Here is a 13,731-nt window from a genome sequence, read left to right on the forward strand (position 1 = left end):
CCAGCATCGCAGAGCTCAGAGCGATAGACAACCATGCCGCTACCGCAAGCCCGCGGCGGGGGCGCCGCGGTTACGGACAGGTGACGTGGATCCCGAAAGTCACCGCGCGCGTGCCATTTTGGCCGGGGGTGGTCGCCTGGCCCGTCCCCGTCACGGTGTAGCTCTTGCCCTGCTTGGTTGCCTGCACCTGGGTTGCGGACCTGGTTGCCTGGTAGGGCAGCTGATACTGACCGGTGCTCAGCGCGAGCGAGACGGCGAATCCGTCCACCATGGGCGGTTTCTCGTCCGACAGGGCCAGCGAAACGGACGCCGTGTCGTCGTGCACGCTGATGTGGGTGGTGAGGTCCCCGGATTCCGGCGGCGACGCGTCCGGTTGGGCCGCCGAACTGGTGCAGGTGACCTCCGCGGTCATCGTGTGCTTGTTGCCGTCGATCATGACCGTGGTGCTCGGGGGAGTCGGACTCGAACTCGGGGCCGACGCATGCTGGCTTCCTTTGCCGGAGCAGCCGGACAGACCGGCGGCCAGCACCAGCCCGGCCACCGCGAGGATGTACGGATTCTTCATCTCACCTCCTTGCCAGCGGCGACTATAGATCCCCTTCGTTTCGGGAAAGTCTCATTTCTCTGGCGACCAGTCAACCGCAGGGTTTACCGCCAGGCTTCCCAGCTGACCATGCTGCGTAGCGGCCCGGCGAACAGCGGCCGTACGGCCGATGACCGCCACCGCTGTTCGATGACGGGGGCCAGCGCGTCGGTCGTGGTCAGCGGGTCCTCATCGAGGTAGATGACGGTGATGTACTGGTGGTCGGTGCGCCATCCCCGGGGCAGGTGGCTCCAGCCCGCGCTGGAACCGAAGGTCCACGCGCCGGCCGTGCCGCGCACGGCGAGCAGCGCGGGGTGGTGCTCGGCATGCAGCCATTGCAGCCACTCGTCGGGGCGGCGCCCGTCGACGGGTTCCTCGACGATCAGCACGACGCCGCGGTGCGGCCGAAACGGCACCACCTCGGCGGAAACCAACGCCCGCGGCGCGGATTGCCACTGCAGCAGGCGCAGACCGGCCACCTGTAAGGAGGGCCGGACGACGGGAAACCGACCGTTCTCGCGCAGCGCGCGGCCGAGCGTGACGAAGTCGTCGAAGGTCTCTTCCACGGGGTCACCGACGAGGTAGTGCACCGCGTTGCCGATCTCGCCCAGGGCACCGTTGGCCGCCAGGCGGTGCGCGGGGTAGTCGCCGTCGGCGATCCAGCGCAGCCCGTACACGATGCCGGGCAGTTGGTATTGCTCCGGCATGTGATCGAGCAGGTGCCAGCGCAGGTAGCTGCCGTCGTCATCGGCCGGCGCGGCGGCGGTGAGGCTGAAGATGCCTGCCCTGACGCGTATCACGGGCCGCCGCCGGGGGAGTGCAGCTCGGCGAGCGCGTGCAGATGGTCCAGGTAATGCTGCAGCGACGTATGCCGGAAGACGGCGGGCACGATGGTGGCGCCGTGCGCGGCGGCCTCACCGATGGCATCGCGGGTGCGCTCCGGCTCGTCGATGGGGTCCAGCGGTGCCGGCGGTGGCAGGACCACCTCGAACCCGGGCCGAAGGTCGAAGCGGCTCAACCAGTCTCGCGCTTCGCGCAGGCTCACGCTGAAGGGCGCCCAACCGTCGGCCAGGCTCGCGGCGCGGCGCAGCGACCGCAGGGTCCGGCCGCCGACCCAGATGGGAATTCGCTCCTGCACGGCGCACGGGTCGACGACCATGCCGCCGAACGAATAGAACTCGCCGCGGTAGCCGGGTTCGGGCACCGACAGCGAGGCGCGCAGCGCCCTCAGCGCGTCGTCGCCTCGCGGTCCGCGGTCGTCGAACGGTGCGCCGATGAGGTCGAACTCCTGTTTGAGGCTGCCGACGCCGACCCCCAGGACGAGCCTGCCGCCGCTGACCTTGTCCAGCGTGCCGTAGCGCTTGGCGATCTCGAGCGGATGATGGTATCCGAGCACCAGCACGTTGGTGGCCAACCGGATTCGCCGGGTGCGGGCGGCCAGGTAGCCGAAGGTCGCCAGTGGATCCCAATAGCGGGTGCCGCGGCGGTGCGTCTCGGCGGCGGGCAGGGCGATGTGTTCGCTGCAGGTCAGGTGGTGGTAGCCGAGCCGATCGGCGGCTTCGGCGACCCGCGTCAGGTCCTCGATGGATGCGGTTTTCTCCCAGTCGCCGCTGGCGTTCGGAAACATCGTCACCACGGGGGTGGCCACCGAGAGTCGTGGGGCGCTCATCCCTGCATGTATCCTCCGGCGTCGACGGGGATCGATTGCCCGGTGATGGTCCGGCTTTCGTCGCTGGCCAAAAACAGCGCCAGGTTGGCGACGTCGTCGGGTGTGGAGATGTCCTGCAGAGCAACACCTTTGACGGACTTATCGCGTTGGGTTGCAAAGTCGACGCCGCGTTCGTCGGCGGTGCGCTGCACCCATCGGCGCCACAGCTCGGTGTCGATCGAGCCGGGCACGATGCAGTTGCACCGGATCCCGTATGGGCCGACCTCCAGCGCCACGGTCTTGGTGAACGCCCGCAGTGACGCCTTCGCGGTGACGTAGTGGCTCTTGCGGACGATGCCGGAATAGCCCGCCGTGGAGGAGAAGTTCAGGATGACGCCGCGACGGCGCGCCAACATCGACTGGTTGAGCACTTCCCGGGTGCACAGCATCGCCGCGGTGACATCGACGGCGATGGTGGCGTTCCAGTTGTCCAGGGTTTGCTCCCAGATCCAGCGGTCCTCTCCGGGCGTCGCGGCGTTGTTGCACAAGACGTCGACGTGGCCGAATTCGTCGACGGCGCGGGCCACCATGGCCGCGACGTCGTGCTCGTCGGTCACGTCGGCGCGCATCGCGATCGCACCGGGGCCGGCCGCGTCGGCGGCGGCGCGCACGAGTTCTTCGCGGCGCGCGGCCAGCAACACCTTGGCGCCTTCACCGACGAACCGCGAGCCCAGCACGGGTCCCAGACCGGTGCTCGCCCCGGTGATGATCGCCACCTTGCCGTCGAGGCGGCCCGTCATGGCGCAGTCACCTTGCGGGCACACATGTCTCGAGCCACGCGTGGATTCGTTCGGCGACGGCACGCCACCCGGGGTCGAGCATCATGTCGTGGCTCATCTTAGGCAAGAACTCGGCTTGGGTGCCGTAGGCGGCCGCGGTGGCCCGAACTTCCCGCACGGTGAAACAGACGTCATCCTCGGCTCCCAGCACCAGCAGCGGTGTTTTCGCGAGATCTGGCTGGGGAAGCTTGCGCCACAACATGTCGATCGCGATCCTCAGCGCGAACTCTTCGTCGAGTGCCGCGGCGTAGCGCGCCACATCGGCATCGGCGGCCCACTGCGAGAAGAAGGTTTCGCGAGCCAATTCCGGTGTGCCGCCGACGCCCCGCAACGACCTGGTCCTGGCCAGGCCGCTCGCGGTGTACCACGGGTGGCGCTTGAGCCTGCGCGCCAGGAAGCCCAGGATCCCGCTGGGGGGAACCGAGGCGAGCAGCACGGCCGCGGCCGCCTCGTGTGTTTCCAGGTATTTCTGCACCACGAAGCCGCCCATGGAGTGGCCCACCACCACCGGCCGACCGGGCAGCCCGTCGGCGACCGCGGCGACGTCCGCGACGAAGTCCGTGATCGAGCAGAACCGCATCGACCGCGGCGCCGGGCTGTTTCCGTGACCCCGCAGGCTCACCGCGAGCGCTCGGTGGCCCTTGTCCGCGAAGAAGTCCAGGAAATGCTCGTCCCAGCACCAGGCGCCGTGCCAGGCGCCGTGCACGAATAACACCGGCGGCTTGCGGGATTCGCCGCGCGGCGGTCGTTCGATCACTTCGAGCATGAGCGTGACTCCTCCGTGGGCCGCGCCCCGGGTCGGCTGCACCGCCGCTGAGACTAGCCGCTGGCCCACCCATGCAGGGCGGGAATCAGCAAAGGTGCGCCGAAGGACGCCCGGACGGGCGTTTACTGGGCCGATGGGTGCTGACGCGGATCGCGGCACGACGCGCGTGCTGGTGTTGTCGGCCTTACCGGCCGAGGCCGACGCGGTGTTGTGCCACACCGCGCTCGATCCCGACCCGGTGGTGGTCGCCGACCGCCGGCACTTCTATCGCGGCTCGATCGCCGGTACGAGGGTGATCGTGGCGATGACCGGCATCGGCCTGGTGAACGCGGGGGAGGCCACCGCGGCCGCCTTCGCCCGCTTCCCGCGCGGGGGCCCCGATGCGATTGGCGCGGTGGTGTTTTCGGGTGTCGCCGGCGGGGCGGGCCGCACCAGGATCGCCGACGTCGCCGTGCCGGCCCGCTGGACCCTGGACCATGGCGAAACGTTTCGCCCGGTCGACCCCGGCATGCTGGCCACGGCCGAAAGGCTCTCCGTGGCACTGGACGGCGCGATCGGCCGGATCGATCTGCGGCGCAGGCCGCGCGTCATCGTCGGCGGTGACGGTTGCAGTTGGGACAACAACAACGGGGTGGCGTTTCCCTGTATCCCGAACGGCGGCGACGTTTTCGGCTGCCAGCCCCGCACTGTGCCCGACCGGTCCCTGCGGTACACCGGCAATTTCCGGCAGGCGGCGGGCCGCTGGCTGAGGAGCGCCCTGATCAGCAACCTGCACCTCGTCTCGACGTCGGACCCGGCCTTCGAGGCGACGGACATGGAGACCGCGGCCGCGCAGGCCGTGGCCGACGCGCACGGGGTCCCCTTCCTCGGCATCCGGGGCATCACCGACGGGCCGGGCGATCCGCTGCACCTGCCGGGCTTTCCGTTTCAGTTCTTCTGCTACAAGGGAATCGCGGCGACCAACGCGGCCCGGGTCACCGCGGCCTTCCTGGAGAGCTGGCCCGGTGTCTGATCGTTACCGTGGGCCGCGGGCGACCGCGCGGCCCGGGTCCGAGCACCACTCGGACCACGACCCGGGAAACAGCGCCGCCTCCCGGCCCACGGCTGCGAGCGCGGCGACCGTGACGCTGGCGGTGATGCCCGACCCGCAATAGGCACCCACCGGGCCGTCATGGTCGATCCCGCGGTCGGCCAGCAGCCGGGTGAGCGCGGGGCCGCCGGCGAACGTGCCGTCGTCGGCCAGGACGGCGGTGCTGGGCAGGTTGTGGGCGCCGGGGATGTGGCCGGCGGCGGGGTCGAGTGGTTCGACCTCTCCGCGAAAGCGTTCGGGTGCGCGCGCATCGAGGAGCGTCATGGTGCCGGCGCCGGCCTGTTCGGCGGTGAGGGTCGGCAGGGCACCGGCATACAGATCACCGTGCGGCACAGTCACATTCCCGGGGTGCGGGGTCACCTCGCCGGTTTCCAGGTTCCGCCCGGCCTTTCGCCAGGCGGCCAGGCCGCCGTCCAGGATGCGGACGTCGGGCAGCCCGGCCGTCCTCAGCACCCACCAGGCGCGCGCCGAACCGGCGCGATTCCAGTCGTCGTAGACCACCACCGGTGAATCCTGTCGGACTCCCCATCGGCGCGCGGCGGCCTGCAGCCTGCCTCCCGACGGCAGCGGATGGCGGCCGCGGTCCGGGATCGTGTGATCGCTGAGTTCCTCCTCGAGGGACGCGTACACCGCGCCCGGTAGGTGGCCCTGCAGGTAGGCGGGCCGCCCGTCCGGTTCGTCGAGCCGCCACCGCACGTCGAGGATGGCCACCGGCTCGCCGGCCTCGATGAGCGCGGCGAGCCGCGCGACGCTGATCAACACCTGGTCCCGGGCTGTCACCGCTTCGCCTCCCGATCGTCTGCACCGAGCCTAGCGGCCGCGTGAAATGCGGCCTCGCTCCGCAAAAGCGTCCGACTGGTTAATTTACCGACCAGCGGTCTGGTATACCGACCAGCGGTCGGTTATGCTGTCGAGACTATGGAGGAGGCGCAATGAGCACATCCGGGCAACCGCAGACCCGTACCCGCATGTTCGCCCGGGTGTTGGGCCCGTACCTCACGATCGTGCCCACCACGGTCGCGGTCCGGGGCTCATACATGCAGGAACTGTTCACGGAGTTCAAGGCAAATCCGATGTGGCCCTGGCTCTATGGGGCCATTCTGTTGATGGGCGGCATCTTCATCATCGCCTTTCACCAGTATTGGCGCGGCCCTGCGGCGATCATCGTGTCCGCCGTGGGCTGGTTTTTCTCGATACGTGGAGTGCTGCTATTGACCGTGCCAAGGGCGTACGACGCGGCCGGCAACGCCATTTACAGCTCGGGTGCGACGGTGGCGATATGGGTGCTGTTCATCTGCCTCGCCTCCACCGGGCTCTACCTGACGTACGTCGGATGGAAGCCAGAGCGTGCCGCGGGTAGTTAAGCATCCCGACGTCCGGCGCGTGGAGCTGCTTGACCGGGCGACAGCGCTTTTTCTGCGTGATGGTTATGACAACGTCAGCCTCAACGATCTGATCGCCGACGCTGGGGTCTCCAAAGGTGCCTTCTACCATTGGTTTCCGTCGAAGGACGCGTTGATCGCCGCATTGGCCGAGCGCAGCGCGCGCGACGCGTTTGCCGGTGTCGAGGCCGCCGTCGCCGCCTGTGGTGGTGACGCGCTGGCCCGGCTGAACGCGGCGCTACGGGCCGGGTTCGACGTCAAGATGGAGATGGGTGTGCCGGAGCATCTGGCCGCAATGGCGTCGTTGCTGCGCCCGGACAACGCCCACCTCTACGGACGAATACTGGCCGTCGAAGAAGCGCTAGTCCTGCCGTTGCTGACCCGCCTGATCAACGATGGGGTCGCCGACGGTGTCTTCGGCACCTTCGACCCCGAAGGCGTCGCCGACATGATCTACGGGCTCGCCGCGCGCACCAACTCCGCGATCCTCAAGGTGTTGCAGGCACCTGACGAGGCCGCCCGTGAACGCGAGATCGACAGCATGGCAAAACGTTTCAAGCTGCACGGGCTCGCGACCGATCGCATCCTCGGACTGCCGGACGGCAGCGTCACCACACTCACGCGAGCGCAGGTCGAAGCGCTGGTGTCCGCGCTGCCAGGCAACTGGTCGCAGGCCAAACCATGACCTTGCAGCTTCCGGCCCTCACGCCCGCGCAAGAGAGCCTGGTTCTCACCCTCGGGGGGCAGCGCCCTCGACTGCCGCTTGCCGCGGCCCTGTCTGGGCGACACCATGGCCGACGAGGTTCTGACGGAAGCGGGCTACGGCCTGGCCCGGTTTCCCACGCTGACAACCAAGTTCCTTGACCCGCCCCCCTTCAGCCGGAGCGATGGGTCGGCAGCATCAAACTGGTTGACGAAATTTTCCTCACCCGGGCCCCGGGGTTGCGCAGCTTCCACCCTTGCTGCGCGCGACGGCACGGCTGGCGGCTCCCAGCGCGCGCATTTCCCGGCTGGTCGGCACCGTAGTGGTTGTCTACCGATTCTGAGTTCGCGACCATTTCCCATTTCCACCGTGGGCGGCGAATGCCGGGCCATTAGGTTGGGCGGAGGTCCCTGAACTAATGGGTCAAATGGCCCTAGCGAAAAGAAAATGTGCGAGACACGGTGAATTCTTCGGAGTCGATTAGCGGCAAATGGTTTTGCCGCTCGAACGAGGAGGAATACCGGTGAAGATCAGCAGGACGATCATGGCGGTAGCAGCCGTCGTAATGACCGCCATTGGTCTGAGCAGCGCACCGAGCGCATCGGCCACCACCTATCCGGTGGTCGGCAAACTGGGCAGCGAACTGACGATGACCGACACCGTTGGACAGGTTGTCTTTGCATGGACGGTCAGCAACCTCCAGCCCAGCACCGACCCCACCCCCGGCTACACCCCGGCCGGCAAGCTGTGGGAAGCCACGGCTACCGTCAGGTCAATTCGGGGCACCGTCACTCCAGCGATTTCCCAGTTCAACGCCGTCGCCCCGAATGAGGCCGCCTATCGGGTTCTGTGGTACGTCGCGAGCCCGACGAACATCAGCGGGGCAACCATTCCTGACGGTGCGCAGGCGACCGGCAAAATCCACTTTGACGTTACGGGTCCAGCGCCGACCATGGTGACGATGAACAACGGGATGGAAGACCTGCTCATTTGGGGGCCGTAAGCCCTCGGCCCCGCGGCGAGACCGCGCGCGGGTGACGTTATGCGGTGTTCTCGGATTCGGGGCGTGGATCCTGCAGCGCCGGCGCCCCCAACGAGGCCAGCATGCCCGTCGCCGCCCGGTGCCAGGTGAAGTCCTCGGCGCGGCGGCGGGCCGAGACGCGGCGGTAGTGCTCGGGACGGCTGGTGACCGCGCCGACCGCCCGCGCGATCGCGGCCGGGTGGTTGTCCGCCGAAGCGCCGCTGTCCGGGGTGATGATCTCGGTCAACGCCGAGGTCCGGGATACCACCGCCGGTGTGCCGCAGGCCAGTGACTCCAGCGCGGCCAGCCCGAACGTCTCGTGCGGCCCCGGGGCCAGCGACACGTCGGCGGAGGCCAGCAGCCCGGCCACCGTGTGACGATCGGAGACGAATCCGGTGAAGTCCACCGGCAGCCGGGCGGCCTGCCGTTCCAGCCTGGCCCGCAACGGGCCCTCGCCCACGACGACGAGCCGGGCGTCGACGCCGGCATGGCACAACTCGCCGAGCGCGTCGATGCTGCGGTCGACGCGCTTTTCCACGGACAGCCGGCCACAGTGAACCAGCAGCAACTGGCCCGGCGCGGCCCAGCGGCGCCGCACCAGGTACGAGTGTCGGCGCGGGTGGAACGTCTGCAGATCCACGCCCAGCGGGACGGTCACGGTGTTCGTCGCGCCGATGCGGTCGAATTCCTCACGCGCGAAACCGGTCGTGCACACCACCGTGTCGTAATCGGCCGCCGTGCGCGCGTTGGCCAGGTCGGCGAACTTGACCGCGGTGCGACGCGGAAGTACCTGTCCCACAAGGCGATCCAGCCGTTCGTGGGAGATCATGACCGTCGTGGCGCCGTGGTTGCGGCCCCACCGGCCCAGCGACCGCAGCGTGAGCCGGTCGGACACCTCCAACGCGTCGGGCCGCAACGCCTCCAGCAGCGACTTGACCGGGCGGGGCAAGACCGCGCGGTAGCCACCGGTGAGCGGAATCAGCCGCGCCGGCAGGGTGATTCGCACGACGCCGGTGTGCAGCTGACTGCGCTCGGCGCGCTGGCCGGGGACGATCAGAAACACCTCGTGCCCGTTGGCGCAGTATTCGGCGCCCAGCCGGTCCACCGCGGTGCGAAGGCCGCCGGAGCGAGGGCCATAGAAGTTGGCGACCTGTACTACGCGCATACCGTGAGGACACGCGGTGCGCGTGTGCGTTCAACAATGTGGACTTGACGCTGGCCTGAACAGTCCATGAATTCCGCCGATCGGGCTACGTTCGCTCACCCCTCGGGCCTTCGGCTTTGTCGATTCGGTCGGCGATGTCGGCGCCGGACAGCCGCGCGTCGAGGAAGTCGCCGGAGGTGGGCAGGCTCAGATGCAGTTGTGACGCCCCACTGATCGCGACCTCTCCCCGCTCGAGGGTGAAGTCGAGGATGTGTCCCCCGCCGGTGCGGTCGGCGTTGAGGAAGTGCAGGTGATAACCGGCGACGGAGATGCCTTGCTCGAAGTCGGGGGTGCGGAACCCGACCACCGTGCCCGTGACGTCGGTGAAGACGGTCTCGGCCTGTTCCTCGGTGGCTTGGGTCAGCGGGGGGTAGGGCGGCTTCTGCGCCATCACGGTGCGGGTGTGCAGCTCGGCGAAGCGCCCGGTGATCCGGACGGCGTAAATGAGGTTGGGGCTGGTGATTTGGCGGTCGATGGCGGCCGTCAGCTCGGTCCGGGTGGTGCGGCCGTGGATCGCGATCTCGAAGTCGTTGTGGAATCGGGTGACCGCCGCGAACGGGCTGCGGTCGGTCGGCGCTGCCCGGCTGGCGGAGCCGTCGGCGCGCAACCGGTAGCAGACGCCGTCGAGAATGACCATTTCGCCGTCGAGGTGATTGAAGGTGCCCAGCCCGAAGTCGCCGTGGCTCAGGATCTCGGCCACGGTGACGTCGCCGTCGTAGACGCCCTCCAGTAGGGCCCCGATGGTCGAGAACTGGTACACCTCGGCGTCGTTCGCGCGTTGATGGGTGAGCAACGTTGTCGCCCAATGGCGGAAGCGTTCGTAGGCGCCGGTAGGGGTGTCCATGGTCCTCATTCGAAGGGGTCGTCGTGCAGGTGTGCGGCGAGGTCGGTGTTGCGGCTGTAGTCCACCGGGACGTCGATCAGGGAAGGGCCGTCCTCGGCCAGCGCCTGGCGCAGGGTGGTGGTGAATTCGTCCAGCGTCGTCACCCGATAGCCGCGCGCGCCGAAGGCCGTCGCGTAGGAGACCAGGTCGTAGTCGCTGAGCTCCACACCGGACTTGCGGTCGTACTTGAGCACCTCCTGGAAGCCGACCATGTCATAACTGTTGTCGCGGAACACGATGTGGGTGAAGGTCAGCCCCAGATGCGTGGCGGTCGCGAGTTCCTGGGCGGAGAACAGGAATCCGCCGTCGCCGGAGACGGACACCACCTGCGTGCCGGGACGCACCAGACAGGCCGCCATGGCCCACGGCAGCGCCACGCCCAGGGTCTGTTGCCCGTTGGAGAACAGCAGCCGCCGCGGCTCATACACGCGAAAATGGCGGGCCATGTAGATGTAGACCGAGCCGATGTCGCAGGTGATGGTGGCGGTGTCGTCGAGTTCTTCGCGCAGCCGCAACAGGACGGCGACGGGGTTGAGGGCCGGGCCTTCGGGCGCGGCCTGCGCGGCCGCTAGGTCGATGTCGGTCAACGCTTTTCGCTGCGCGGCGATCTCGCTCCGGTAGTCGCCGGTCAGGGTCAGGCCGGCGAGCTGGCCGGTCAACGAGGTGAGGGTGGCGGCGATGTCGCCCCGCAGTTCGAGGGTGGGTTGATAGTGGTTGTCGATGTCGGCCGGAACCGAGTCGACGTGCACGACGGTGCGGTGCACGTCGGTGTTCCACAGCACGGGGTCGTATTCGACGGAGTCGTATCCGATGGTGACCAGGACGTCGGCGTGGGCGAGGACGACGTCGCCGGGCTGATTGCGGAACAGCCCCACCCGGCCCAGGAAGTTGTCCTCGAGCGCGCGGGAGATCACCCCCGCGGCCTGAAAGGTTTCGACGACGGGCAACCCCGTGGTGGCGACCAGGGCACGCAATGCCAGGCAGCTGTCGGGGTCGGCGCCGCGTATGCCGACCAACAACGCCGGCCGGCGCGCGGCGCGGATCAGCTCGGCCGCCTTCGCGACGGCCGCTGTCGGGGCGGCCGCCAACGGCGGGATCGGTTGCGGCCCAGGGATGTTCGCCGCGGTAGGGGCGGCCAGGACGTCGGCGGGCAGCACCACGGCGGCGGCTCCGCGCGGTTCGCTGAGTGCGGCGCGAAACGCACCGATGGTGGCCTCGGCGGCGTTGCCGGGGTCGTTGACCTCGCCGGTGAATTTGGTGACCGTCCTGAGCATCGCGGCGGCGTCCATGGACTGGTGCGTGCGTTTGAGCCGGTCCTCCCGGCGCACCGCGCCGCACAGCGCGACCACCGGATCCTGTTCGGTGTTGGCGGTCAGCAGGCCGGTGGCCAGGTTGGTGGTACCGGGGCCCGACGTCACGAGCACCACGCCGGGGATCCCGGTCAGGCGGCCGATCGCCCCGGCCATGAAGGCGGCGTTCTGTTCGTGGCGGCACACCACCAGCGGCGGCCCGGAGTCCAGCAGGGCGTCGTAGACGGCGTCGATCTTCGCGCCCGGCACGCCGAAGACGTACTGCACTCCCTGCGCCGACAAGACGTCCACGATCTTCTGCGCGCTGCGCACGGGCTCACCGGGGTTCGAGGGGGCCATGCACCCAGCCAAGCACGGGTTGGGGCGTGTTGCAGAACGGCCAGGTCGAGAAAGTCTTGACCATCCACGGTCGGTGTAGTGTATGGTCCGAGTTGTGACGATCGAGAGCGTGCGACCGGTTGAGCTCAACGAGGATCTGACGCGGCGAGCGTTGCGGCTGGTGAGGGACAAGACGACCGACCTGGCCGCCGACGTGTTGAGGGTGCCGCTGCACTACTACCGCGACGCCAAGGTCGCCGAGGTCGAGGAATCGCAGATCCTGCGGCAGACCCCGTTGGCGATCCTGCCCAGTGTGCAGATCCCGAACCCGAACGACTTCGAAGTCCGCTCGGTGCTGGGCAGTTCGCTGCTGGTGACCCGCGACCGCTCCGGGGTCAGCCACGTCTTCTTGAACTATTGCCGCCACCGCGGCGCGATGCCCGCCTGCGGAGCGGGCAACGCTTCCCGGTTCACCTGTCCCTACCACGCGTGGACCTACCGAAACACCGGTGAATTGTTCAGCATCCCAGGCAAATCCGGGTTCACCGGTATCGACACCGACGATTACGGGCTGGTGGAGTTGCCCAGTCAGGAGGCGTACGGCTTCATCTGGGCGGTGCTCGCCGCCGAGGGGTCCATCGACGTCGACGCCCACCTGGGGCCGCTGCGTTCCCAGCTGGCCGAACTCGACTACGGATCCTTCGGGTATCACGACCACCGCGAATTCACCTCCGAGGTGTCGTGGAAGGGCGCTCTGGAGGCGTTCGCGGAGGGCTACCATTTCCCGTTTGTCCACGGGGAGAGCCTGATTGGGCAGAACGCGCTGGCGAACGTGGCGATCTACGACGAATACGGCAAGCACCACCGGCTCGGATTTCCGTTCAACTGGATCGCCAACCTGGACGCCGACCCCAGCGGGTCGTGGGACGTCCGGGACAACATGGGACTGATCTACTGGATCTACCCGAACCTGATCCTCGCCAACAGCAACGTCGGGGTGGAGGTCATCGACATCCTGCCCGCCGGCGCCCCCACCCGCTGCACCGTGCGGCACAGCTGGTTGGCGCGGGTCCCGGCGACCACCGACGACCAGCGGCGTGGCTACGACATGATCTACGACGCGGTACACGCGGCGGTGCGCGACGAGGATTTCGCGATGCTGCCGCAGTGCGGCGAGGGTGTGCGCCGGGGCCAACATGACCATATGGTCATCGGCCGCAACGAGATCGGCGTTCAGCACATGATCAAGGTGTTCGCGGGCGAAACCGGGATCGCGTTGATTTAAGCTCTCATGCGAACATGTTCGACGTGAGGGCACCGTAGATGCGCAGACATGGCTGGGCCGGCGCGCTGCCATCGAGCGACGACGAAGCCATCGCCCGCATCGTCGCGGCGGCGAGCCGCGCGATCGCGCAGTCGGGCCCGGACATCACCATCAGCGACATCGCACGCGAGCTGGGGGTCACCCGGCAAACCGTGTACCGCTATTTCCCGAGTACCGATGCGTTGCTGGTGGCGACCGCGTTGTCGGAGGCGGGCCCCGCCCTCGACCGGTTGGCCGCGCACGTGGCGGACATCCGCGACCCCGCCGAGGCGGTGGTCGAGGGGATTGCGCACACTCTGGAACTGATTCCCCAGGACAAGTACCTCGGGCTGCTTCTGACCTCCGAGAAGGCAGTGTTCTACTCGGCGAGCGTGACCTCCGATGTCGCACTGGCGCTCGGCCGCTCCATCATCGACCGCTTCAACGTCGACTGGGACAGCGTCGGCATCACCGGCGACAGGCGCGACGGCCTGGTCGAATTCATGCTCCGGATTCTGCAGTCCTTCATCGTCGACCCCGGACGACCGCCTCGGTCGGGCGCCGAGCTGCGGGAGTACCTGCGCCAATGGGTCGCTCCGGCGATCGCCCACTTCCAGCCCGTCGACGGAGATTCGAGTGTGCGCTCGGGGCCTTGAGTGTGCGCTCAGGGCGGCGACACGC

General features: G+C 68.3%; 15 protein-coding genes. 6 read left to right on the forward strand and 9 right to left on the reverse strand.

All coding sequences use genetic code 11. From position 1 onward, the window contains the following. Positions 1–70: 70 nt before the first annotated feature. The 5 genes from U8D42_RS06230 to U8D42_RS06250 all read right to left on the reverse strand — a co-directional run bounded on the left by U8D42_RS06230 (position 71) and on the right by U8D42_RS06250 (position 3,836). Positions 71–565 (reverse strand): lipoprotein LpqH, encoded by a 495-nt coding sequence (locus tag U8D42_RS06230; RefSeq protein ID WP_322858860.1) that lies wholly within the window; start codon positions 563–565, stop codon positions 71–73. A gap of 83 nt (positions 566–648) precedes the next feature. Further along, positions 649–1,380, reverse strand: a complete 732-nt coding sequence (locus U8D42_RS06235) for a hypothetical protein (RefSeq protein ID WP_322859450.1) — start codon at positions 1,378–1,380, stop codon at positions 649–651. Then, positions 1,380–2,252 carry a TIGR03619 family F420-dependent LLM class oxidoreductase gene (locus U8D42_RS06240; RefSeq protein WP_322858859.1) on the reverse strand — a complete coding sequence of 291 codons (873 nt, stop codon included), beginning with the start codon at positions 2,250–2,252 and terminating at the stop codon, positions 1,380–1,382. Before U8D42_RS06240 ends, U8D42_RS06235 begins: the two co-directional genes overlap by 1 nt. Continuing rightward, the gene (locus U8D42_RS06245) at positions 2,249–3,031 is read right to left on the reverse strand and encodes an SDR family NAD(P)-dependent oxidoreductase (protein ID WP_322858858.1); all 783 of its coding nucleotides are present in this window, start codon (positions 3,029–3,031) and stop codon (positions 2,249–2,251) included. The genes U8D42_RS06240 and U8D42_RS06245 overlap by 4 nt, the downstream gene beginning before the upstream one ends. Positions 3,032–3,038: 7 nt before the next feature. Next, positions 3,039–3,836: an alpha/beta hydrolase gene (locus U8D42_RS06250; protein WP_322858857.1), complete on the reverse strand. Its 798-nt coding sequence runs from the start codon at positions 3,834–3,836 to the stop codon at positions 3,039–3,041. A gap of 133 nt (positions 3,837–3,969) precedes the next feature. Between U8D42_RS06250 and U8D42_RS06255 the strand changes: the two genes are divergently transcribed. Then, positions 3,970–4,848, forward strand: a complete 879-nt coding sequence (locus tag U8D42_RS06255) for a hypothetical protein (RefSeq protein ID WP_322858856.1) — start codon at positions 3,970–3,972, stop codon at positions 4,846–4,848. A 3-nt stretch (positions 4,849–4,851) separates the two neighbouring features. On the opposite strand, the gene U8D42_RS06260 is transcribed toward U8D42_RS06255, so the two are convergent. After that, the gene (locus U8D42_RS06260) at positions 4,852–5,706 is read right to left on the reverse strand and encodes a sulfurtransferase (RefSeq protein ID WP_322858855.1); all 855 of its coding nucleotides are present in this window, start codon (positions 5,704–5,706) and stop codon (positions 4,852–4,854) included. Between the two features lie 152 nt (positions 5,707–5,858). Here U8D42_RS06260 and U8D42_RS06265 point away from each other — a divergent pair, with 152 nt between their 5' ends. From U8D42_RS06265 to U8D42_RS06275, 3 genes are all read left to right on the forward strand, one after another. Next, a complete protein-coding gene (locus tag U8D42_RS06265; RefSeq protein WP_322858854.1) occupies positions 5,859–6,290 on the forward strand; it encodes a hypothetical protein in 432 nt (143 codons plus the stop codon). After that, positions 6,274–6,993: a TetR/AcrR family transcriptional regulator gene (locus U8D42_RS06270; protein ID WP_322858853.1), complete on the forward strand. Its 720-nt coding sequence runs from the start codon at positions 6,274–6,276 to the stop codon at positions 6,991–6,993. The genes U8D42_RS06265 and U8D42_RS06270 overlap by 17 nt, the downstream gene beginning before the upstream one ends. 541 nt (positions 6,994–7,534) lie before the next feature. After that, complete coding sequence (locus U8D42_RS06275) at positions 7,535–8,014, forward strand: MPT63 family protein (RefSeq protein ID WP_085241866.1); 480 nt, start codon at positions 7,535–7,537, stop codon at positions 8,012–8,014. 37 nt (positions 8,015–8,051) lie between these two features. Here the strand turns inward: U8D42_RS06275 and U8D42_RS06280 are convergent, their stop codons facing one another. The 3 genes from U8D42_RS06280 to alsS form a co-directional block, all read right to left on the reverse strand. After that, complete coding sequence (locus U8D42_RS06280; RefSeq protein WP_322858852.1) at positions 8,052–9,197, reverse strand: glycosyltransferase; 1,146 nt, start codon at positions 9,195–9,197, stop codon at positions 8,052–8,054. 85 nt (positions 9,198–9,282) lie between these two features. Then, on the reverse strand, positions 9,283–10,080 hold the full coding sequence (gene budA / locus U8D42_RS06285; RefSeq protein WP_322858851.1) for an acetolactate decarboxylase: 798 nt from the start codon (positions 10,078–10,080) through the stop codon (positions 9,283–9,285). Positions 10,081–10,085: 5 nt separating this feature from the next. Next, complete coding sequence (alsS, locus tag U8D42_RS06290) at positions 10,086–11,768, reverse strand: acetolactate synthase AlsS (RefSeq protein ID WP_322858850.1); 1,683 nt, start codon at positions 11,766–11,768, stop codon at positions 10,086–10,088. 82 nt (positions 11,769–11,850) lie between these two features. Between alsS and U8D42_RS06295 the strand changes: the two genes are divergently transcribed. After that, a complete protein-coding gene (locus tag U8D42_RS06295; RefSeq protein ID WP_322858849.1) occupies positions 11,851–13,032 on the forward strand; it encodes an aromatic ring-hydroxylating oxygenase subunit alpha in 1,182 nt (393 codons plus the stop codon). 38 nt (positions 13,033–13,070) lie between these two features. After that, entirely contained in the window at positions 13,071–13,706 is a 636-nt protein-coding gene (locus U8D42_RS06300; RefSeq protein WP_322858848.1) for a TetR/AcrR family transcriptional regulator, read from the forward strand. Positions 13,707–13,731 lie beyond the last annotated feature (25 nt).

This window comes from Mycobacterium europaeum (assembly GCF_034555895.2).
Classification (GTDB): Bacteria; Actinomycetota; Actinomycetes; order Mycobacteriales; family Mycobacteriaceae; genus Mycobacterium; species Mycobacterium europaeum.